Consider the following 23,471-nt stretch of genomic DNA (forward strand, 5'->3'; position numbering starts at 1 on the left):
CTATCCTCAGTGTCTGCCTTCACTTCGCTTGTTTCGGTTATTATTTTCTTGCATCTTCCTCGCATCGATCTGCTTTTGTGCCTCATACCGGGTGATATGCTTTACACTACGAGCACTGCTCTGTTGTGGTCTCTCTTCTCGAACCACATAGTTCGCTCGTTTTGGTTCTGATCTCTTTTCACTATCAGATTCAGGGTTACGATACGATGAAACGGTCGAATTATTATTCTTTGTTGTTCGGGGTTGCTGCGTCTTTCGTTGTTGAGTCTCTTTGTCGCTTTTTCTATCTTGTTTATACTCTTTTAAACTCACAACACCAAACAGACTCTTTCTGGCCTGACTGGTTGCGACCACTTCTCTTTTTCCTTGTGCATGATCGAAGAGCACCCGTTTACTAAAACCGGGTTCTCTTTTGTCTGACTGATTACCATAATTATCTTTACGGAATGTGCCCTGGTTCGAGATGCGTTGTTCTTTGCTGCTGTTGTGTTTAGACTGATGGTTACGACCGTGCGATTTATTCCCCGTCATCCGTTTAGCCACACTATATCCTTTTTCACCAACTTCACTTGCAGCACCCGCTGCTTGAAAGGTCATACGTTCTGCGATCTGTTGACCTTGCACCATCCCGCTTGAAGCCACTTCAAAGATCTCAGAACGATACTTCATAAGTCCCCAGATGATGAGCACGATCAAAAACACGACGAACGCATATCCTTCAATGCCGTTTGATATCTTTACAGATTCATAGACTAAAGTGGCCATTCCGGTAATAACAGCTGTGAGTAACACGAGTCCGCCTTTCATCAGCAACACCCCGATGATCTTTTTAAAGTGGTTAAGAGCCGTCTCACTGAAACTCGGGATGAGTGATAGGATGAGCGGTATGGCGGTAAAGATCACGAGTGCTAAAAACCACACCTGCAATAGAAACTTAAAACTAGACAACAAGATGACCGGTATCGCAAGACTGAACGTCGAGATGATTGTGATGATGAGGTAGCCAAATCTCTCTCCGCTATACTCCGGTGACATTTGTTTATTTTCAAAATCTGAGATTTCCTTTTTTACAATAACTGACCTTTGTTCTAAACCCTCATCTGTATATGGTTTTATCTTAATGAGGTTTTCAAAACGATTCGGGTTTTCTTTATTAACCTCTTTTTCTTTTGTTGTACCATAGTTTAGTAGAGTATACGGACGCTTCACCATGAGGTTAAAGAGCTGGTTTTGTAACACAGCCGTTCCTTCTTGTGCACTGAATGATTCGTTACCGTCTAAGGTGTCCGACGTAAGAAGAACATTAGCCGAACTTGCGATTCCTTCGATGTCTGAGCCCCATTCGTTCAACTGTTGGATGTTACCTGTCGTATCTTCATAAAACCAGAACGTGAAAATCATGATGACGAGTGCTCCGATTATAGCTTTGATGGCATGTCCGCTCTGTTGGTTCACATAATACCGATAAGCAGCCGTTCCACCCACGATAATGATGAAAAGCGATAAAAACGTACTCACCATGATGGTATAGATTCGTTCACTCATCTCACCCGCACTCTTTACCATGAGTGAGATGAGGTCAAAACTCATGAGTTGATTAACGGCATATAACGTAAAAGACGAGATTACTTTATTAAAACTCCATAAACCTGCATTGATAGAGTGAAGTGCCCGGTCTCCTGTTGCTTTGATTCCATCGTCGATGTCCGCTTCTAACTTATAATGGTCTAGCGGGTAATGACTCTGCTCTAGTTCGATCCTTCCGATCTTCTCGATCTTTTTCTCTACCGTCGGTGAGGGGTCGTTGGCGTTCGTACTACTTGGCAGAAGAAGAAACAAAAAGACAAAGAGAATTAAGATTCTTTTAAGGTGGTGCATCAAAACCCCTCCCTTAATCTTTACAATGAATACATTTCTCTAACTCATACTTATCTCTAATTTCCTCACGGTCGATCTTCATACTCTGATCCACATCGATCCTCCACTCATCTCCTTTTTCACGAATGAGAAGTTGGTCTTCTACTGTGTTCTCACCATTAGGGTTGCGAAATGTCGTCATCACATAATACTGATCAGATTCATTGCTTGGATAGATTTCATATTGAATGTCTTCGTATTTTAATCCTGAATCTTTTTGTTTTGCTGTTTTATCTACCTCATAAGATCCGTTTTCATAAACCAGTTTTTGTTGTTGTTTATAGTCACTATCGAAATAAGCTTTCTCCCAATCATAAGCCACTTTAGCTATGTCTTCGGGTTCTGTTCCACTGCAGCCTCCTAATAGGAGTAGAGTTAGTGGTAGTACGAGATATGATTGTTTCATCAGATGAAAGCCTCCTCTGTTTCCCGTCTTCCTTTATCTTCTTCTTTCGTGTTGAACGCGTCTTTCCATTCGTTGAACGGTACATCGATCTGTATCTTGGCCGTGCGACCGTAGATGTCTTCCATCACACATTGTCCTTCACTCAAGTTCTTTAACAGCTCTCGGTTCTCTTTGTTGTCTTCGATGCCAAGAAACTCAATGATGTTCCCCGCTTCTTCAATCGTTTTCGCTTTGAACGAAAACTTGGTTCCGATTCCTTCTTTCACATCTGCACGGTTATAATCAACCGTTGATTGTGTGACGATGTATACAGCAGATCGAAGAGAACGACCCGTTCGAAGCATCTCTTTGATGAGCTTATGACCCTGACCGGTGTTCGTTAACATCCACGCTTCTTCAAAGATCGTGATCTTTGTCTGTGAATCGTCTCGGGCGAACTTTGTTGCGAACTTCGCGAGCGGAATCATGAGTGCGACTGCGATATGTTCATCTCGGGTAGCGGGCTTTTCTCCGTCTTCTGGAAGCGTTAAGTTCTGAATCTGTAAGATGTTCACTTGTTCTTTTAAAGAGATCCCAGACACGTCTCCGTTCGAGAACATGAGTTTCGCGACACCGTTCGTTCCGACTTCATATAACAGATCACCCACGTTCTGTACTTCTTTATCTTCAGAAGACTGAAGATACTTGACGACTTTTAACAGTCCAGGTTTACGTTCTGTTGTTAACACATGACGTACCCCTTTATAGATGGCCGTCTTGATGTTTCTCTCCTGACTCTGAAGTTCTGCTAAGTATTCAAGAATCGCGACCGCGGTATCATGCGCTTCTTCTCCTTCTAAGAAGGTGAGCGGGTCGAGTTTCCCAGCGTCCCTCTTATCACTCGAGAACGTGATATAGTTGAAGCTCTCTATAAGATCAGCGAACGGCGATTGTTCCTCTCCGATCGTCGCTTTAAACTTCTTTTCCACTTCGTTCTTAGGATCCGTCATCAGAATCTTTGCGCCAAAGAAGATTGCATTTAACAAGATATCCTTCAACAAAAACGATTTCCCCATCCCGGTTGGTCCTGAGATCGTCACGTGAGGTGACGAGTATTTAGAGCCTTTTAACCCGAGCTGACCTAGAAAAGGATGATAAAAGACTAAAAAGGGTGAGTTCTCGACCGTCTCTCCTGGACTCGTGATGTCTTTTCCGAGATAGAAGCCGACCGTGTTCCCGACTTTACGGGTGAGCGAGAAGAGCGAATCACTGAACGACTCGGGTGTTAAGATCTGTTCCCAGTCGGGTGCGACTATGTCCGCGCCTGGTATCGACTGATGAAAAAGAAGCAGTTGATCGGCGAGCGGCTGCAACACCTCCACCCCACGATCTTTAAACGCTCGTTTAAGTCGAGTCACCCGACTTCGACATTCACTCTTCGTCATCCCCCATACGACGAAGTGCGTATACGTGCGAAGAAGCGGTTTTCCTTGGTTCTTGATGTCGTTCTCTAACTCATGAAGAAGCGTTCGGCCAGCGTTGATGAGAGAATCTTCGTCTTCGTTCGCTTGTAACAGTTGAGAGTCTTGATCACGAAACCGCCTCTTGATCTTGTTCGTCTCGCTATAGTCGTCCTTTTTCTCCTTATAGTGCGTCCGGATATGCACTTCGACCGGAAACCCCAGCTCTTGAAAGAAGTACGACCACGCACGTCCGTTCATATCGACCGGAAACTCGGTGACGGGTAGGAACGCACAATAACTCTCATCTTCTAACTGCTGAATCCGGATGAACCCCGCGTCCGACTGATGAAGGATTCCTTCGGTTAGCGACGAGATCGATTCGTCATTCTCTCTTTCATTCTTCATCCCACGGGTGAAGAAGTGACGAAGAAGGTAGTGAAGTTCTTCTTTTTTCGCTCTTGTTGCTGGTAAGTAGGACGATAGCGTCGCGAACGCACTCTCTTCACTCTCTCGGTACTGATTCAATAATTCACCATCGATTCCGTTATAACCGGACAGTCGCTGCACATACCGGTTCAGTCCCTTTAGAGAGCGAATGGTGGTCCCAAGAATATTGTCACCTTCGTTCTCTTTACGTTCTAACTTGATACCAATGAAGAACTTGTACTCGACGGTATCTTTTGCTTCTTCGATCAGAATGTCTCGTAAGCGCTCGGCGTAATAAGAGCCAACAGACGCATACTTACCTTCGTATTGATTCTGAAGTTTAGAGATCCGGGCCTCAATATCAACGGGTACCGGTAGGATCTTATAATCGATCTCTAGAAATCCTGACAGCTGCCACGCGAGTTTTTCTAACCGGTACACCAAGTTCTCTAGTGCTTCTTGTTCGTTGATCCCGACCGTGTTCTCAAACACGCGATAATAACTCCAGATGTCTTCACTCTTTGTGATGACTAGGTTGTTCTCTATTCTGTGAATCGGAAACTGCAGCACAACAATCACCTCAACTTTTAAAGGGTTCGTATCGAGTGGAAACGGAGTAATTCGAGTCCACTCTTCTCCCACTACAATAGCTCTCTCGTTTATGGATAGAGTACCGAAACAGTCCTGTTAAAAAACGATCCAACCGTTTACCGTCCATCCTCGCTCGGCAGAGAAGTCCTGACGTCATCCAAGGCACGACCGTATAGAACGCGAGCGTGAGAGACGAAGGAAGGAATGAACTGAGCGTGTTCCGAAACAACAACAGGATGCCGAGTATGAGTAGTGCGACCACGATCTGGCGGATCTCGATGCCTTTTGAGAAGACGAGTCCGCGATCTCCTTTTCCCAGACTGTACACTTTGATCGGATACCGCCACATCTTTCGGTAACTATAACTCCGCCTCATGAGAGTCCTCCGTTCTTCACACCATCCCATAATGCTTTCGCGATACCTTCGAATTCTCCTGGGTTCGCGACAATCACATAACAGACGACCGCGAAGATGAAACTTGAGAAGAACTGGCCCCATCGTTGCGAGATAAAAGCGCGAACGATCATCACGATCATGATGATAAAGAGTACGGCGGCCACTTGCGTCGACACATAATCTGTTAGTCCAGTAAGATCTGGTAACATGGTTTTACCCTCCTATCGAATGAAGTAGTTTTTTCACATAGAACTTGTCTTGTTTTTCTTCCACAATGATCGTGAATGGTTGCTTCGTCACGATCCCCGTCTCCCCGTCTTCTAGAAGGACGAGTGTTTTGATGAGGTACGTGTTTTTTTCCCTGTCATATACCTTAAAATTCTCTACTCCCCTATACTGATACAGATCTTTTAGTGACTCCGGTCTTTCCATGAGGTAACTCATCTCACTCACCGTGTTCTCGGTGTAGGATGTGAAGAACTGGGTCGCGAACCTTTTTAGTTCATCTTCTTTTTTTAGGTTCTTTTTGCTGTCGTCTTCCTGGTTCTTAACGGCAGAAAGTCTCGTTTCACTCGGAGCGTTTGAAAAATACGGTTGTTCGATCACGTTGAAGTTCTTCCCATCTGTTCCAACCGGGACCGTAATCATCACTTTCTTCGTAAGAGGTGTGACAGGAATCTTCTTTTCTCCCTTCTTCGGAACGGGTGGTGTTGGGAGTGTTTCATATGAAACATTGTAGGTATAGTAAGCGTTTTCACCCTTACTCCTCTTCTTATAAAGAGAAATGCTTTGTAGTTTTCTTTCTCCTTTGAAGCTAGTGTTATTCTCCATATCTGGTAGTGTGAGCCCTTCTGCGAGATAACGACTCAAATCCTCACTTCGTTTCTTTCGCTCTTCTTCAGTGACAGGAATGTGGATGAACTTTCTTACAAACTCTTCCGTGTACGCTTCGCCTGCAGGTGATGTGATGAAACCTTCATCCACCATTTTTTCTAGCTCTTCTTCCGTTGAGTCTTGGTACCCGTTCACTTTTTCGTTTAGAAATGCAGTACGAAGATACGATTGTGTGGTGATGAAGAGTACCGCGAGAACCCCCATCCAAAAGAGAAAGCTCACTACACTTCTAGAGTTCATCCGAGCCGACGGTACACGTCTTTCTTTTTTACGTTTAAGGTAAGAGAATACGTTTTTCATTTGTCAGTCCTCCTAGATCTAGCGCGTTTCTCACGTACACACGCCTAAAATAGGTGTCACCGAGACCTTCTTCGACCATCTTTCGGTTGATGAAGATCTCTCCGATCTGTAGGTTCTTGATCTCACGGGGATTCGCTTTGAACCGTTCTACGTCTCGAACGGTCCCCATATCTGCTTCTTGGCGGAGTCGGTTGTTCTTCCGCTCGACCTGTTGCGTCACTTCTTGATCTTGAAACGTGCCGAACACTTCGGCGATCCGCTCCGCGTCTTTTGCGGAGTTCACGCGACCGGTTGCGATGATGTTACAGTTCGAGATGATCTGTTCGGTCATCACAGGATCCACACTATCGATATCAGATAACGTTTGGGTGCTTATGATGCATTCGAACCCGGCTGAACGTGACTTGTTCACGATATCGACCATCCGACGATCACCATACGCACTGAACTCGTCATATACCGCGAATATCGCTTGTCGGCCCTTCGCTTGTCTGTGAGCGACGAGGGAGTTCACATCGAGGATCACAAGCTTACCGATCCGCTTGATATAATCGGCATAACGGCTGCCAGAGACCGAGAAAATCACCACGTTATTGTTCTCTGTGATATGTCGAAGATCGATTCCGTCCTCCTTCTCGGTGAACAAAGACCCCAGGTCACTCTCGATTAGTTCGCCGAGCTGCATGCGAAGCCGTGTGAGGCACCCTTCGACGATCTCGCTCGGAAATTCGTCATCGAGCGTATTTTTTATGCTTTGTAACTTCTCACTGAGTACCGATACCGTTATGTTTCTTGTTTGTTTGATCACTTTTGTCTCTTTTTGCTTAGGAGTTCCTGTGAAGTCGTCCAGATCATCCTGTGGTGGTTCAACTTCGACCGTTGTCTCATATTCTTCTGAGATCTCTTGTTCAGTGGTCTTCTCTTGAAACAACTTCTTTGTTTGACTCAAGTTGGTGAGTTTCGTGATGGTGTGTAGATCGCGAGTCTCGTTACACTCGTCGATGAGCTTGATGATGAGCTGTAGGTAGCGTGAGGCGATATCCGTATAGTACGCACCGTCTCCTTCTGTTGAAAAAGAGAAGAGTGACATGAGTTTGTCTCTCGTTTCTGTCGGTGTGCCATTTTTTATCGGATTGTAGGTGTGGTGGTCGGATTCAGAAAAGAGATACACCTCTTTTCTATAGGCTTCGGCTAATGCTTTGAACTCGAGCATCGATTTACGTTCGCCCTTACCGTCAAAGAAGATGACGGGCTTGTTCTGTTTTAACGCGCTCTCCATGATCGAAGCGATGAGGGTCGTCTTACCCGTCCCCGTACCGCCTGTCGCGAGCATATGATAGTTCATCTCATGAGGTTTTAGTTCTAAGTGTTCTCCGGTATCGGTATACCCGATGAACGGGGACTGTTTGTCTGTCGTTCGGTACTGAAGTTGCTTCTGAGAAAGAAAACTCACTCGTTTGTCCCGAAAACGTTTATACCGTCCTTCGGCTTTTCTTCGCTTCACCTCTTCAGACTTTGTCGTGATCCGTCTTTTAAAGAAGTAGGTAGCGTAGATGTAATACAAAAAACCAAGTATTAGTGAAAGAGCGAACACACTCAGATAGCTCGAAGATGAAACGGGATACGCTCTGTTTTGATTAAACAACTGTTCAACGAGATCGGTCACGAACGGTACATTTACGCCGGAAAGTACACCAAGATAACTGAAAAGCGTGCCAGAGGCGTAGAGCATCATCAGAATACTACAGCCTATGCTCAAACAAAGGTAAGCGTAAAGATCTCGTTTTATCGTGTAAAGAAGAAAGAACGGCAATAACCCTGTTACAGCAGGTACGATGAAGAATAGGATCAGAACGCCCACACACAGGTAGAGAACAAGGTCTCCGATCAATCGATCACTTTCACTTTGCGGTTGTTCCCGACTCTCCATCAGAGGTTCCAACGTTCGTCACCTCCTCCCACTTGTCGTTGAGGATCGCATCTGGGATGTCTTTCACTAGAATTCGATGGCCGTTAGTAAGATCGCTACTCATCCGGTTAATCGTGTTTCTGATGTGACCGGTATGCGTGAAATAGAACACGTTGTCGTATTCACCTTCACTTAACACTTCTTCAAACATTCTAAACTTATCTCGATACCTTTTGTTCTCTTTCTTCGTGAGTTCGAGTTCGATCCAGATCCGGTTCACCGTATCATCACTTCGTTTCACAAAAAAGAGGGCGTCTGGTATCCGGTCTCGTCGGTTGTTGTAGTTCCGAAGCTTCTCTTGGTTCGAGCCTTGTCCGACGATCCTGTACCGTAGTTCCCGCTCCGTATGATACGAGAACGGGATCCCCTTCTGTTTGAACTGATACTCATAAAATAAGAGAAGGTCTGTTAAGAGAAGCGTATGCTGCGCGGTGTTCAGACTCACAGACTTCGGTACCGTCACTTCCGCTTCCACTTGCTGGCGAGCTTCTGTTGTGGCGTAGTACACCCCGAGTCTTGATGCGATACGTTTGTTCACGAGATACCCTTGATTCGTCAGTTTCTGAAGTCGTCGATACGCTTGGTTCACATGATTCTCTTGAAACTTCAACATCACTTGTTTATGCGTTACGATGCCGTTTCTCAAAATAAACGTCAGGTACTCCACATCTTTTGGTTGTAACGTACTGTACTTGTATAACACGTTCCACCACCCTTACTGTAGATGAAATGGTTGCACAACTAGATCAGCTACTCTCCATTCTTAACATCACTGAAAACACATTTCGAATCACTTTCCGCACTTGAACTTCTATGCACTTTCTTGAACTTGAACTGCTGGTTTTTGCTTTTGACCTTTATCACTTGAACTACACTCACTTAATCCTTTTATTATCCTTCCCTAACTTTCTTCCCACCTCCCACACTCTACCTCTTATCCTTTCATCCTCATAGTCTCTTATTCCGGCTTCTCTTTTTAACGAGTCGTCCAAGACCTCATAGTCACATGTACGTTGTGGGTATGAGGTCTTGGATGCGGAACGAGAAAAAAGAGAAATGCCGGAATCTCCTTGTATACCTGCATTCTTACTCATAATCGAACCCATAATACACCGTGAAAAAGAGCTAACTCACCTACACTCTCGATTATGGCCTCGATGGAATCTGATCTAGTTGCCTGCAGGTTACACTAAAGAACGCACGTTTGGCAATAGATTCACTGGAAAATATATCTAAACTACTATCAGAATTTTCTTACAATAATATTTTCTTACTACGAATCTCTATAATTTCACGTACCAGAACCATTCTCCTCTACCTCCTAAACAACTCCCTCGTTCTCCATTATTCTGCTATAACCCTGAAAGTTCTAAAAGAGCCGACAGGATAATTTTGATATGTATTGGCACACTGGCTCATTTAATGTCAACCCGACCGACTTCGTGGTGGAGACTCGGTAATTAAAAACGGAACCGTTACTTTGTCGTTTTGGTTGAGCACGATGAATGCTTGATCACGCTTTGGAAACAAGTCGATAAACGCCAGCTGCGCTTCTGGTGTTCTCTGTTGTCGCGTCTCGATCAAATGCTGAAATAGAACACTTTTGGATGCGATCTTCGTCACCGCGTTTCGACCACGGCCGATCGTCTGCTTGATGATCTGTTTGGACTGCTTTAACACTTCTTTTAACGTAGAAAGTGCCATGCCGCATGTTTCAGCGAGCATGCGTAGGGATCCTTCAAGATACGGGTTCACACCTGTTGTTTTTTCCTTTAGTACAGCTAGTAGATCGCTTTCTCGTTCATCATAGTGAGAGCGGGTTCGTTCTTGCCGTGGCTTTTTAAACTTATACCACCCTTCTCGTCCTACGAACTGAGCTTGTCCATCCGTCCAGAGTTCGAGAAGACTCTCTACATACGAACGCTTCACTCCTTTATACTTACCAGAGTACGCGCTTTTTAACGTACGTTCGAACTCTTGTTTACTGAGTGGCTTCATCATGTTCGAGTTGAACTGATCGAGTTCATCGTAAGCTTCTTCCAGTTCTCTCCCGCTCTGAAAGTTCGCAAGAGCAAGTGTCATGAGTGCGTTGTTACGGCTTGATCCGTGGTAGCCAGAGTCGATTTTTTTAGACGTGATGAGTGCTCGGTACCAATCAGATCGTGTGAGGTCTTCTTCTCTTGTTTGGTTTGAATAGATCACAGAGAACATGTTTCGCTTTTCATAGTCGACCGACCACTTGATGAGTGATGCTGTATCAGCGGGTGTTGCGTAAAAATCGAGTACGTTCTCTTCTTTTGGTATCCGGTAAAACCCAAAAGGCACACAGTTCGTATCGACTGGTGCATAATTTTTTAGTGCATGACGGATGTTGTTGGACAGTCTCTCTGCGATGCGTAGACTCTTGTATTGTTCTCGGTTCGTGATATAAAAAGGAGAAGACAACACAAAGAACACCTGGTAGCCACGAGGTGTCGCAAGCAGCAAGTTCGGTCGTGGTAACCCTAACTCTTCACAACCGATATATAGAGCATAAAGATCTGCGTTCTTCGTATCGATATCAAGAGAGATCACGTTGATCTGTTTGAGATTCTCCCGCTCGTGCCCTTTGATGATGCGGTTTTTAAAATCATAATACGTTCCACCGCGAAACGTGTTTGGTGTCCAGTGTGATAAGTTGCGGTACTTCTCTTGTAAGGTCTCATAAGACGTAACAACGAGTCCTTTTCCTTCTGTGAGATCTTCTTTTGAAGACGAGACAAAGACAACACCACGTTTATGTGGTGCATTTTTTTCGGCTTCTGTAAAACGCACCACGTTTCGAAGTGGTGCAGAAGTTCCTTTTTTCTTATAGAGCATGAGGCTGTCATGGGTCATGAATGATAGAATATCAGGTATAGAAACAATGGAATCTTGTTTTTTGTTCACGTTTTGCACCACTGACACCCTCTTTCACTCCGAATTTTTATGCTTCTCCGATAGAAAGAGCCTGTTTTTGACATAGCTCCCACATATAAACGAGATGTTTCCGTTTGTTGGAGAAAGTATAACGAAGTTGTATCTTGAAAAAGGGTGTTCTCTAAGGAAAATGCACCAAACGCAAAAAGCCCCTTGAGACCATGTGGCTCAAGGGACAAAAAAAGTGGTTCTATTTTTTTATCATGCACGTTCCGCTTCGGTTTTGCACCATTACGGTTGAAATGCACCACTCCAGCGAACTCTGTGTATCTCGTGATAAAGTGCTGCATCCCCTACTACATAAAGGAAAAGCGATTTCTTTAGTAAAAGATTACTACACAAGTTCCGCTTAAAATGATTACGCTAGTGGTGCGTTTTTATCGCACACACTTCGCTAGATTTCGTCAGGTTTCGTTAGACTTCCGCTAGAAAATTGGATGGATTATTCTATAAAGCCACTGTTTTCATGTGTTTTAATGCTACGCAGGTTCCGCTGAAATTGAGATTTTAGTGGTGCGAGTGGTGCATTTTAGGGTTCCTTTTGATACACAGGTTCCGCTCATGAGGTAGTAAGATGGTGCATAAGTGGTGCAAAAGGCACTAGTGAGCGGACTGTGTGTACTAAAATAAGAAAAGTGGTGCATAGTTTTGCACCACTTACGAATCTGTTTATTAATTTCTTTAATTAAAGTCTCTTAGTTTACTCCACACCCAAAGACTTGAAAGGAATATACGGTCAAGGTGGATGATTCTACAGCGTAATAAAATGTATATTTTTGATTAAGAATTAACATTGTAAAGTTTATAGTTTATATTTCTTAAAGAATATCGAGTGAATTATTTGAAAGTACACTTTCCAATTGAATTAATTCATCGTCCCAAAGAGATAAATTAATTAGTAGGTCTTTACAATAATTGAAATTATTATCATTAAGTATGACGCTGGCAACTACAGCACTATACTCTTTTTGAGGCCTCCCCTCTTCCATTATTTTTTTCAATCCATTTACAATTCTATTCTTTCTTCTAGTACTAACTGATTTCCCCTCATAATACTCTTTCGTTTTTTCTAAAATATCTTCTATAGACTCTTGAACCTCAGTCCCAATTTGGAAACGAGGATATACTAGTCTTTCAATTTCATTTAAGTATATAACATCTATAGTATTAGACCCTATTTCATCTTTACCTTTTAATCTATACAACTTCATACCGATATGCGTTCTAGGGTTATCTTGACATGGATTTATGATTTTAGATTGATTAGGATCATGATTACTCTTATTAGTATTACATCTTTTGCAAGCAGGTAATAGATTCGCCCAATCTACTACTAAATCGGGATATATGTCTTTTGGATAAAAATGTTCTACCTCCATATACTTGCTTTCTTCAGCAATATTACATTCACAATAGCAGCATTTCTTATGACTCATATGTAATAATGGTACTTTTAGTAACTCATGATTCCAAACGCTAGTCCCATCAGTTTTATATTTATTAGTTAATTGAGTTTTTAGATCATCAGTTAGTTCAGCTGGCTTAATAGTTCTATCAATTTTAATCATTTATGCTACCACCAAGAGCTGCTAGCTGTAACCTAAGCATTTTGCGTAAAGGGTTTCTAGGATGTAACATTGCATCCAATGTGTTAAAAATTTCACTTGCTACAACTGGATTTTCATCATTTAAAGATTTTTCAAAAGCATGCATAATATGAAGGTATACATCTGATCTTGTTTCCTTTAATCCCATAACATCAGTTAATATTTCCTCCACAGTCCATCCTTGGTAACCAAATGTAGAGCTAGGTAATTCTCTTACATAAACTTTACTTTCCTCATTTAGGCCCAATGCAATTAATTCTTTTGGTTCAGCAACTTGTAACATGTGCGGACTATGTGTACTGGCAATTATTTGAGCATTGGGTATTACTTCTTTAAAAATTTCTATTAATTTTGCTTGCCACTGAGGATGGAGGTGAAGGTCTAACTCATCTATTAAAATTACCCCATCAAAATCTTTGACGCTTATTCTGGGATCTTTAAATCTATGTTCTATTTGTTTTATCAATCCCAAAAGAAGGAATAATACTGATTTATAACCAGAAGATAAATATTCAAAATATATTTCTTTACCAAAAGAAGTTAATAAGATCTCGTGCGTATCTGGAATAACACTTTTAAAAGAAACATTAGGTTCAATTATTCCGAAACACTTTTTTGCTAATTCTAAGTTTTCTAATTGTTCGTTTGTTAATAGATTTTCATGTTTAGACCACATAAATCTGCTTAAAAACCAACCTTTTATATCATGAGCTGAAGTTCCGTTTACAATTTCCTCACCCATTTGATGTATTTCTTTAACTGGATCCTTTTCAATAGCATTTACTTCTACATGATACAAGGGACGTATGGATTTAAAAACAAACAGTTTCAGCAATTGATCCTGGAATGCATTATTACTGTACTCTTGTGCTTCACTAGGATGAAAATAGATTCTATTGAAATCCCTGCTTATATCGGATTCATTTACGTTGATTGATAGTCTCCACCTACCTTGTTGATAACTCGAATTTCTGCGTAATGTTTTTGAACCATAATGAGCGAAAGAATGACTTATACATTCTAAAATCGTTGTCTTACCAACGCCGTTAGGACCACAAATAAGGTTTAAACCAGGATTAAATGATAATTCTAAAGTATCAATACCGCCAATTCCTTCAATAGAAAGTGTTTTAATTTTCAAGTTATGCTCCCCCTAAACATCCTATTAATCACAATGCTCTTTTTCTGAAATCATTATAACGTAAAAAATTCCAATTTTGGGGTAAATATATTACCTATGCTGATTTGTCTCTAGAAGATTGTTTTAGATGATTATTTTTGAAATCGGATAACAAAATATTGAAATGAACTAGAATGAAAATTTGAATTGATGATGCTGTTTTACCAACAGTCGTGATAACCACCTAAAACAATAAAAGAGCATACTACTTCTTCTTGAAGGAAGCACCGACTAATTCTATTTCAACGAAGTGTAATTATAGATAAATCCAGTGAGTTGAAGATCTTTTCAATGGTAGAAAGCCTGGTTCAAGCCTTTTTGTTAAATAATGAAATAAGAGCTTACTGAATGTAAGCCCTTTTAGTTATTATTCTAATCGTTATTTAGTAGGTTTTTATCTGCCTATTGCTTTTTAGTTAATATGAAAAATTTTATAATATACAACTACATATATGTTATCTATGTTGTTGTACGATGTATTAAAGTAAATGATAGATTAGTAACTTTCTTATGATCCTTGCCTTGAATTGCCCGAATCATCTCTTGCATCGTATGTCTTGCCATATCCTCAATCGGTTGTTTCACTGTAGATAGACCCAGCAGTTCCGCTAACGGTTGGTTATCAAAACCGACTATTGCAAGATCCTCAGGCACCCGCCAGCCACTATCCCTAGCTGCTTTTAGTAAACCCGCAGCAACCTCATCACTACCTGTAAAGATTGCTTCTGGTCTGTTTTTTAATGCTTTTATACGATGAAACACTTTCTTTCCGTCTTCTATACTGATCGCATTATACTGATACCAGTCCTCATTAATGTCTAATCCTGTTTCTTTCATAGCCAGTTCGTACCCTTTTCTCCGGTCTCTTGTTAACCTCGATCTTCTCTCACTTCCCGCACAATACGCGATTTTTTTGTATCCACGTTCAATAAGATGTTTTGTTCCGAGATAACCACCTTCTACTTGATTGAGAAAGATCGAAGGAACATGAGCTTCATCGTCGTATTCATTACAAATGACGATAGGACCCTCGTTCACATAAGGTTGAACGTGTCTCCATTCGTTTTCAATTGAAGTTAGAATCACACCGTCTACTTGTTTTGTTCTTAATAGCTCCAAAAACTTTACTTCTTGTTTTTTGCTGTATTGCGTCTGACAAAGAATAAGTTGATAACCATACATCGCTGCCTCGTTCTCCATCACTTCTACCAGATGGCTGAAGAAAGGGTTAGTGATTCGAGGAACGAATACAGCGATCGTATCTGTCTTGACTTTGCGTAATCGCTGCGCAGAACTATTTGGCACATAGTTTAATTGTTTCATTGCATTTAATATCTTTTGTTTCTTTTCTTCTGCAACATAAGGGTGGCAATTCAGTACCCTTGAAACGGTCGTACGAGAGATACCTGCTAGTCTTGCCACATCATGAATCGTAGCCATCTAAAACATCCATCCTTTAATAAAGATAACCCACATCACATTTTTTTAGTTCTTTTACTCTGCAACGCTTGTTGTTAATGGTGATCACATCTTCTTGGGAGAGCTGTGACTTCATAAACAATAGTTTCAAATCTGAAATTTTACTTTCCATCGTGATCTGCCATTCTGCATCTACTATATTTGCTCTTAAATAGAGTTTTTGGTTCAAGTGATCCTTAATTTGAACGTCCATCCCGTCTTCTAGAAAGATCCTTGCTACAGAATTTGTATACCTATCAATCTGGTTACCGACATATGAACCCAACTTAAGAGTGCTATCTGTATTCCCTAGCAACACACACCCTTGTTTGACGTAGACCGGAATTTTTTCAAGAGGTGCGTGAACACGTTTATATTGCGGTCCAACGGTCTTTTCACCCGTCCATAGACAATACCAAGTGCCAAGAGGAAAATAGACGTTTCGCTCTGTACTTCCTTCTTCGATAACTGGTGCGACGAGCAGATTCTCTCCAAACATGTATTGATCAAACATTGTTTTAACACTAGAATCGTCCGGATACTGTAGACATAGAGCACGCATGAGCGGAATGCCTGAGATACTTGAGTGTCTTGCTTGATCATAGATATATGGTAAAAGGTTCATACGAACGTTCGCAAAGAACCGATACCCTTCAATTGCATAGTCTTTTCCCGTTCTCTCTGCAATGTTCCACGGTGTACGGTCTTGATTGTGTTCTCCTTTACTCTCAGCGTGATATTGCATAATCGGACAGAAGGCAGCCATCTGTGCGGAACGGATGAAGAGTTCCGCAGTTGGTATATCTCCATTAAAACCACCTAAGTCCCATCCCCAGAACGGAATACCCGAAAGACCTGATGATAATCCTGCGATCAACGAACGTTGAAAGGCTTCAAACGTGGAACGCTCATCTCCTGCCCAGTGTGCCGGGAATTTTTGTGCGCCAGTATACCCCGCTCTACTAAACGTCATTGCACTTCCCGGATCTTTAGCATTCGCAAAATCGTAGTACGCTTCTACATAATCGTTCGGATATTGGTTTCGCATCTCATCTCCCGTGCGTCCATCTGAAAAGAGGAGATCTTTACCGAATACGAATTCACCACCATCTGTCTTAAATCCATCTACTCCGATATCAAGAAGATATTGTCTTTTATTGAACCACCATTCTTTTCCTTCAGGTGAAGAGAAGTCCATCAACATGCTCTCTTTGAACCAGCCTTCTGGCATACGGTACGGTGTCCTGTTGTTTTTTTTTACCATAAACCCTTTTTGGATCATGTAGTTTTCATCACTATCTTTTTGATGATGATGTTGACGGTTTAAGTATTTCATGATCGGGATCTGCCAAAGAATGAGTTTCAGACCGTTGTCATGAAGATAGTCCGTGAGCCCTTTAGGATCTGGCCATCTCCCCCATTCTGGGAAATGAAAATCTTCATAACGATGGTAGTCGTTCTCTTCTTTTACGGTATACTCTGCATCGTTAAAGATATAATAAGTCGCTTCATCACTCCACTGCTCTAATACTAATACGGTAGAAGGAATCTTTAGCTCGTTCGTTAACTCAACCTGTTCTCGCACGACTTTATCTCGATCCCAATTGTTACTCGACATCCATGGTCCGAAGGCCCAAACAGGTGGAAGGATGGGTCTACCTGTTTCTAACGTGAACTGTTGAATCACTTCTGTAATCCCACCTGTGAACAGGTGCATCTTGAATGGATCCTCTCCGAGGTCACACTCAATCTGTAAGAGATCATATAGGTTAGAACCGAGATCGAAATTACTCCATCTCAATGTGTCGATCCACATCCCATAACCTGTAGAACTAACAAAATAAGGGACAGGCATATACGTTCGTGTTCCCTGATCTCGATATTGGTTGTAAACAAAACAATCAAGTACGTTCCCACGCTGATCTAACGAATTATACCTCTCACCGAACCCGTATAGTTTCTCTCCTTCTTTAAGTGTAAAGTTAAATTTCAGTTTTTTTGATACTTGTTTATTTGTCAGCCAAGAGATCGGATATAGGTTCTTTTCATGGCTCTCTAAAATCGTCTCTCCATTTGAATTTCTAAGTTTGATGGAAAAAGGATTTTTTTGTAATTCATACACATAGTTCGGCTGTGAGATAACATATTTACCTCCTATGTCTTCGACGGGAGTTTCCTCATAGGTTAACGCTTGTGGTTCATTAAATTGAACAGAGAGTATAGAGTGATTGTGCTCTAACTGAAAACCTAAATAGATTAATGGATTTGCAAAAAGGTCTTCTCCTTTAAACCAAACCGTCTTCTCAACATTCCCGATGTATTGGACCGATTTAATAGCGTTGGTTTGTAGAGGAGACAAATGATAGCTTTTACTAGCTGCTACTTCTCCTTTATCTTTTAGCGCTTTAAAGGAGTAGTATGCATCTTGTGTAAAGCTTCCTATGTTTGCTTTCCATGTTGTTTCATTCTCTTTTATACATGGAACTGTTCTTATGTTGTTACCGCTAGTTACCGATACATACAGGTGATCGATATCAGTCGGCCAGATTTCTGCACAAACGATTACATCTTGCGACTGAAGAGGATCATTAGGAAAACGTTCAACAGGCTGCGGCTCATAATGGTTCCCGTGTCCGTATGGTTTATGAATGATCTGATAATCTGAATCAAGTTTTAGACTCTCATCAAGATAGTAGGTTACGATTTCAAGAAGGCTCTCTGTTAGTACATCTTCTCTTTTGTTTTTAGTTCGTTTTATTGTCTCATCGTAATAATTTCTAGCTTTATTCAGATCTCCTTTTTCCGTAAAATAAAGAGCCAACCAAGCACAGCTCGCAGAAGAATGAACGTTATCTCCTGGTGCGGTGAACACACCTTGATGTGACACGAGTCGAGACTCGATCTCTTTAACAGCTTCAACCATAATCAAGTCTTCGGGTGAGAAGAGCCCGAATGGCATAACTGTCGCAAGAAGATCTGTAGAGACCGTTTGTTTGTTTGGCGAGCTGATTAACATACCGCCAGTTAGCCCGTGATTAAAGAAGTAATCTCGAATCTCTGTGAGATCTGCCTGTAGATAGTTCATTCCTAGTTGTTGTTTCACAGCTAATAGCGCAGCGTATGTGATCCCTAGGTTAGAAAAATAAACTTCCCTTTCTGAAGTTGGCTTGAATAGGTTATATTGTGGTAGTTGCCAAGTATTTCTTAATGTCTCAACGATTTTTTCAATCTTCTCTTGGTATATGAGAGTAAGGTCATGCCTTCCTATCCTCTTATCATGCTGAACGACAGACCAAACCCAGCTGCCAAGATAAAAGAGGCTCTCTTCGGATTCAGGTGGTTGATAGTCGTTTAATAGTTTTTCAGAGTGGACAAAATCATTTTTTAATTGAGAAGCATGTGCTTTTATAATAGAAGAAAAAGCGATAAATGGTTTATCTGTGTCTTGTAAGATCATCTTTATCTCTCCTGTTACAAAGAGACAGCCAAGAAAATTCTTGGCTGCACTTTTTTTGATTATTTTTTGATCAATGTGTTCAATTCTTTTTCAACATTCTTTAAAGCCTCTTCAGGTGTTGCCTGCCCAAGCTTTACTTTATCGAGCTCTTTCCCAAACATATCCGTCATCTTGCTCCACTCTTCGATCACTGGTGGTACGACTAATGTATCGAGTGCTTTAAAGACAACATCTCTGCTCTCTGGTGGTGATTTTTCTAGATAACCTTTAACAAGCGCATCGTTTGATACCGCTGGGAGTTCCCATGCACTATCAATTCTGATCTTTGCAGCTTCCTCAGAACTACTCATAAACTGTGCCCACTTCCAAGCTGCTTCTGCGTTCTTTGTCTTCTTTGAAACAGCGAGGCCGTTAGCAAAGAAGTGATGGGCTTTTTGTGTGTTCCCTGGCTCTAACGCGATATCCCATTTGAACGGTACGTCTTTGAAGCCATCGAACATCCAGATACCTGTTCGGAGCATCGCGATCTTGCCCGCTTTAAACAGATCTTCGTTCGCCTGACCAGACATTTCTTTTTCAGTAGGCGTCACATGGTATTTGTTCATCTTATCCATCATCCATGTTAGAGTTTCTACGTTTTCAGGACTGTTTACAGTTACTTCTGTCTTATCTTCGTTCAGGATCGAACCACCGTTTTGTGCGATCGTCTTATAGAATTCCCAGAACTGAACGGGTGCGTACGTACCGTAAACGCCATTCTTCTTATCCGTAAGTTTCTCAGCTGCCGCTAGCTCTTCCTTCCATGTCCAGCTCTCATTCGGATATTCAACACCTGCTTTATCAAAAAGGTCTTTGTTATAAAAAAGGACTACGTTTGAGAAACTCTCTACCATCCCGTACTGTTTCCCATCGTACTGAAATGCTTCATACGCTTTTTTGTTGATGCTATCTGGCTTAAAGTTCGTATCTTTCTCGATTAGTGGATCAAGTTCTAATAGAGCACCTTTAGAAGCGTAACTCACAAAGTTCTCATAGTTTAGTTCAAACACATCCGGTGCATTATTCCCAGCGATCTGCGTTTGAAGTTTTGTAAAATAATCATCAAAAGAAGCCAGTTCGTAATCTACTTTGATTTTCGGATTCTTCTTCTCGAAAGCCTCGATCATCGCTTTAAGTTCATCTTCATGATCTTCACCTGGTGAGAAGGCAAAATACTTTAATGTTACCGTACCGTCTTTACTTGCACCTGTAGTTTTTTCAGAACTACATCCTGCGCTGATTCCTACCAACAGAAATAGAATAATAGCCCAGATACCCGATTTTTTCATGTTTATACCCCTCATCTTTTTTATTTGATCCCACTTAATGTAATCCCTTTGATGAAGTATTTCTGAGCGAATAAATAGACAGCTAAGATCGGAATAACACTAATCACGACTCCAGCCATTAATAGGTTCCAATCCGTTGCCCACCTCCCTTGAAGAATTGAAAGTCCAAGCGGCAGTGTCATCAGTTCTTGGTTACTCACGATGATCAACGGCCAAAGAAAATTGTTCCATGATTGCATGAACGAGAAGATAGCGAGTGTCGCAAGAGCCGGTTTTGATAATGGCAAGATGATCTGAAAGAACACCCTAAAATGACTGGCTCCATCTATAAACGCTGCTTCTTCTAACGATTTTGGTATTCCTAAGAAGAACTGACGCAACAAGAACGTACCGAATGCGTTAAAAAGACCTGGGAGTATCAACCCTTGATAAGTATCTAACCAGCCGAGATACTTCATTAGAATGAACTGTGGTGTCATCGTAACCTGCATCGGGACCATCAGTGTCGCAAGATAGATAAGAAATAGGGTATCCCTTCCCCTAAAATGAAGCCTTGAAAAAGCGTACGCTGCCATCGAACAGAGAAGCAATTGTCCGAGTGTTGAAGTGACCGCTACAAAAAAGCTGTTAAAAAGAAACTTCCAGATTGGAAACGACTCTGCTACTTCTGCATAGTTGGTAAAAGTAATCGTGTCTGGTATGAACTGTGGCGGAAGCGTCATCGTCGCCCCTTGATCTTTGATAGATGTTGATAACATCCACAGAAACGGGATGATCATGATGAGCGCTCCTACACTGATAGTGGTGTAGAAGATAATTTTATTCAGCCATTTCCTCTTATTCAGTGAGAGGAGTGGTTGTGTGGTTTGTTTTTTCGTGACGACCGTTACATCACTGTTCATAATCGACCCACCTCTTTTGTAGTCTGTTCTGTATCAGGGTAACAACAAAGATGATTAAAAAGAGTACCCATGACACCGCTGAGGCATAGCCCATCTCAAAATAGCGAAAAGCATGGTTGTAAATTTTTTGTACGAGGACTGTTGTTGAACCAGCAGGTCCTCCTTCAGTCATGATCATAATTTGATCAAACACTTGGAACGAGTTAATTAGCGAGATAATAAGTATAAAGAAAGTCGTAGGTGTAAGAAGTGGTATCGTGATGTGTAGAAATTTCTTATAAGGTGAAGCGCCATCAATTTCTGCAGCTTCATAGTAAGTTTCCGAGATGTTTTGTAACCCTGCTAAGAATAAGACCATAACAAAGCCGGTATCTTTCCAAACACTCGTTAGTACAACTGCGATCATGGCCCACTGTGGATCTTGTAACCAATCAGGACCAATGATTCCAAACCAAGATAAGAAGTAGTTTACTAGACCATACGTTGGGTTAAAGAGCCATTTCCAGATGAGTGATACAGCGACCCAAGACGAGACAACTGGGATGAAATAAGCTGCGCGGAAGAACGCTCTTCCTTTCATGTTTTTATTCAACAGCATCGCGATACCTAGAGCTACGATTAATACGGTTGGTAGGTAGGCTACGATGAACAGAAGCGTATTTTTTAGTGCAGACCAGAATTCTGCGTCATTAATAATTCCCTTATAATTATCAAGACCAATAAACTCAGGAGTTGATAACAGATCCCATTTTGTAAAACTAAGTCCGAGGGATGTGAGTATAGGGATACCAATAAAGACAAGAAAACCGATAAAGTTTGGTAATAGGAAAAAACTGATGACTAGCCATTTTTTCCACCCTTTATCCCCTACCATCTTGATCCTCCTCTACTTGATTAAGAGTTCTGATTCCTCGTATAACGGAACTTGGAACAGCTGGTTGATGGCAAGAAGTGCAGCACCTTGCACCCAAGCATCGTCACCAAGTTTAGATAACTTGATCTCTGTCTTACAGTTTGCGTTCGAGAAGAAATTCTGATCGGCAAGTTTCAGTGCATACGGTAAGAAGAAGTCTTTTGCGATCATACCTTCACCAACTAGAACGACCATGGAAGGATTGAAACTGTTTATCGCACTTACCATGCCGACTCCTATGTTCTTACCAAGCCTTCTCAAGAGTTCGATCGCGAGATCATCTCGTTTCGTTGCCGCTTGATAGACTTCTGAAAACGAAAAATCATCATTTAAAAGTGTGTTGGTATATTGTGCTTTAAGATAGTTTCCTTCTATCGCTAGAAACGGTTCAGATGCATACATCTCAAGACAACCGTTCTGGCCACAATGACATTTATAACCGTCGATATTAACGATGATATGTCCGAATTCTCCTGCCCCACCGTGTTCACCGTAGTAAAGTTGATTGTTGATTACGATTCCTGTTCCGATACCCGCTCCAACGGATAAACAGATAAAGTTCCCGTGAAGACGACCGATTCCTAACCAATATTCAGCCAACGTGTAAGCGTTTACATCGTTATCGATAAAAATAGGAACGTGGTAGCGTTCTCTAAGTTGTTCACATAAATCGATATCCTCCCAGTTGAGAAGCGTCGATCGTAAGACCTTGCCCTCTTTTCCACTGATGAGTCCAGAAGAAGCGAGTCCGATTCCTAAGATGTATTCATTTGTGATTCTAAATTCAAATAAAATTTCTTCGATGCCTTGTTGTATCGTATCTAGTACGACCTCAGGTGAACTTCCTTTGATGAAAGAATAATGTTTCTTTAGGAGGATGGTAGCTTTTAAGTTTGTGAGGGCAATGATGACTTGTTTTTCTTCGATCTTGATGCCGAACGTATAGCCGAAGTTGTCATTTAACTCTAGGAGGATAGGGCGTCTGCCGCCTGTGGAAGTAGCGGTTCCTACTTCAAAAACTAGGTTGTTCGAGATCAAGTCTTCTACGATATTTGTGACAGTCGATAAACTGAGCTTCACTTTCTTTGAAACATCCGTCCGACTGATAGGGCCGTTCACCCGTATGTATTCAATGACGAGTGCACGATTGATATCTTTAATCAGATTTCGATTTCCTATTCGTAATTTGTCCATAATCATACCTTTCCTTTATTTTCTAATTATGATTATAACTTCCTTTATTCAGTGAAGCAAGTATATATTTTAACTTTTCTGACATTTATTTTTAAAGAAAAAGCCAATCCTAAATGTCAGGATAAGCTTTTC

Annotated in this window: 17 protein-coding genes; all 17 read right to left on the reverse strand. The window is 41.6% G+C overall.

Annotated elements, in window-relative coordinates:
* Positions 1-6: 6 nt before the first annotated feature.
* A complete protein-coding gene (locus ABE65_RS11535; RefSeq protein ID WP_066394960.1) occupies positions 7-1,878 on the reverse strand; it encodes a CD3337/EF1877 family mobilome membrane protein in 1,872 nt (623 codons plus the stop codon).
* Positions 1,879-1,891: 13 nt separating this feature from the next.
* Positions 1,892-2,323, reverse strand: a complete 432-nt coding sequence (locus ABE65_RS11540; RefSeq protein WP_066394962.1) for a hypothetical protein — start codon at positions 2,321-2,323, stop codon at positions 1,892-1,894.
* On the reverse strand, positions 2,323-4,833 hold the full coding sequence (locus ABE65_RS11545) for an ATP-binding protein (RefSeq protein ID WP_066394964.1): 2,511 nt from the start codon (positions 4,831-4,833) through the stop codon (positions 2,323-2,325). The genes ABE65_RS11540 and ABE65_RS11545 overlap by 1 nt, the downstream gene beginning before the upstream one ends.
* The gene (locus ABE65_RS21535; RefSeq protein ID WP_197480296.1) at positions 4,772-5,158 is read right to left on the reverse strand and encodes a TcpE family conjugal transfer membrane protein; all 387 of its coding nucleotides are present in this window, start codon (positions 5,156-5,158) and stop codon (positions 4,772-4,774) included. Before ABE65_RS21535 ends, ABE65_RS11545 begins: the two co-directional genes overlap by 62 nt.
* Positions 5,155-5,388: a TcpD family membrane protein gene (locus ABE65_RS22060; protein WP_066394966.1), complete on the reverse strand. Its 234-nt coding sequence runs from the start codon at positions 5,386-5,388 to the stop codon at positions 5,155-5,157. The genes ABE65_RS21535 and ABE65_RS22060 overlap by 4 nt, the downstream gene beginning before the upstream one ends.
* Positions 5,389-5,392: 4 nt before the next feature.
* Positions 5,393-6,373, reverse strand: a complete 981-nt coding sequence (locus tag ABE65_RS11555; protein WP_066394969.1) for a conjugal transfer protein — start codon at positions 6,371-6,373, stop codon at positions 5,393-5,395.
* Complete coding sequence (locus ABE65_RS11560) at positions 6,348-8,315, reverse strand: type IV secretion system DNA-binding domain-containing protein (RefSeq protein WP_066394972.1); 1,968 nt, start codon at positions 8,313-8,315, stop codon at positions 6,348-6,350. Before ABE65_RS11560 ends, ABE65_RS11555 begins: the two co-directional genes overlap by 26 nt.
* Entirely contained in the window at positions 8,275-9,045 is a 771-nt protein-coding gene (locus ABE65_RS11565; RefSeq protein WP_066394974.1) for a hypothetical protein, read from the reverse strand. Before ABE65_RS11565 ends, ABE65_RS11560 begins: the two co-directional genes overlap by 41 nt.
* 722 nt (positions 9,046-9,767) lie before the next feature.
* On the reverse strand, positions 9,768-11,279 hold the full coding sequence (locus tag ABE65_RS11575) for a primase C-terminal domain-containing protein (protein WP_156499166.1): 1,512 nt from the start codon (positions 11,277-11,279) through the stop codon (positions 9,768-9,770).
* A gap of 839 nt (positions 11,280-12,118) precedes the next feature.
* Complete coding sequence (locus ABE65_RS11580) at positions 12,119-12,868, reverse strand: HNH endonuclease (RefSeq protein WP_066394980.1); 750 nt, start codon at positions 12,866-12,868, stop codon at positions 12,119-12,121.
* On the reverse strand, positions 12,861-14,048 hold the full coding sequence (locus ABE65_RS11585; RefSeq protein ID WP_066394982.1) for an AAA family ATPase: 1,188 nt from the start codon (positions 14,046-14,048) through the stop codon (positions 12,861-12,863). The genes ABE65_RS11580 and ABE65_RS11585 overlap by 8 nt, the downstream gene beginning before the upstream one ends.
* A gap of 498 nt (positions 14,049-14,546) precedes the next feature.
* Positions 14,547-15,527: a LacI family DNA-binding transcriptional regulator gene (locus ABE65_RS11590; protein ID WP_066394984.1), complete on the reverse strand. Its 981-nt coding sequence runs from the start codon at positions 15,525-15,527 to the stop codon at positions 14,547-14,549.
* A gap of 16 nt (positions 15,528-15,543) precedes the next feature.
* Entirely contained in the window at positions 15,544-19,002 is a 3,459-nt protein-coding gene (locus ABE65_RS11595; protein ID WP_066394987.1) for a glycoside hydrolase family 31 protein, read from the reverse strand.
* A 59-nt stretch (positions 19,003-19,061) separates the two neighbouring features.
* Positions 19,062-20,330: an ABC transporter substrate-binding protein gene (locus ABE65_RS11600; RefSeq protein ID WP_066394989.1), complete on the reverse strand. Its 1,269-nt coding sequence runs from the start codon at positions 20,328-20,330 to the stop codon at positions 19,062-19,064.
* Positions 20,331-20,350: 20 nt separating this feature from the next.
* Positions 20,351-21,232 (reverse strand): carbohydrate ABC transporter permease, encoded by an 882-nt coding sequence (locus tag ABE65_RS11605; protein ID WP_082861398.1) that lies wholly within the window; start codon positions 21,230-21,232, stop codon positions 20,351-20,353.
* Entirely contained in the window at positions 21,222-22,106 is an 885-nt protein-coding gene (locus ABE65_RS11610; RefSeq protein WP_066394991.1) for a carbohydrate ABC transporter permease, read from the reverse strand. Before ABE65_RS11610 ends, ABE65_RS11605 begins: the two co-directional genes overlap by 11 nt.
* Before the next feature lie 12 nt (positions 22,107-22,118).
* Entirely contained in the window at positions 22,119-23,339 is a 1,221-nt protein-coding gene (locus ABE65_RS11615) for an ROK family transcriptional regulator (RefSeq protein WP_066394993.1), read from the reverse strand.
* Between the last annotated feature and the right edge of the window lie 132 nt (positions 23,340-23,471).

It is taken from the genome of Fictibacillus phosphorivorans, assembly GCF_001629705.1.
Classification (GTDB): Bacteria; Bacillota; Bacilli; order Bacillales; family Fictibacillaceae; genus Fictibacillus; species Fictibacillus phosphorivorans_A.